Annotated in this window: 1 pseudogene; it reads left to right on the top strand. The window is 54.0% G+C overall.

Annotated elements, in window-relative coordinates:
• Nucleotides 1-34: 34 nt before the first annotated feature.
• Nucleotides 35-322, top strand: a pseudogene (locus tag LZP73_RS19660) (bifunctional [glutamate--ammonia ligase]-adenylyl-L-tyrosine phosphorylase/[glutamate--ammonia-ligase] adenylyltransferase); the annotation flags it as partial.

Genomic DNA, 322 nt, shown 5'->3' with positions numbered 1-322 from the left:
GGATAAGCGCACTATCGGGCCGCGAGGACGTCAGGTGCTCGACCATCTGATGCCACATCTGCTAAGTGATGTCTGTGCGCGTGAAGACGCTGCTGTCACGCTGTCGCGCATTACCGCCTTGCTGGTGGGGATTGTTACTCGCACCACTTATCTTGAGCTGCTTAGTGAATTCCCTGCGGCGCTTAAGCATTTGATTTCTCTGTGTGCTGCATCGCCGATGATTGCCAGCCAGCTAGCGCGTTATCCATTATTGCTGGATGAATTGCTCGATCCAAATACCCTCTACCAACCAACGGCGACGGATGCCTACCGTGATGAACTG

Origin of the sequence: Shewanella sp. AS16 (genome assembly GCF_021412365.1) — a bacterium.
GTDB lineage: Bacteria > Pseudomonadota > Gammaproteobacteria > Enterobacterales > Shewanellaceae > Shewanella > Shewanella salipaludis.
This window is presented reverse-complemented; position numbering and strand designations above follow the sequence as displayed.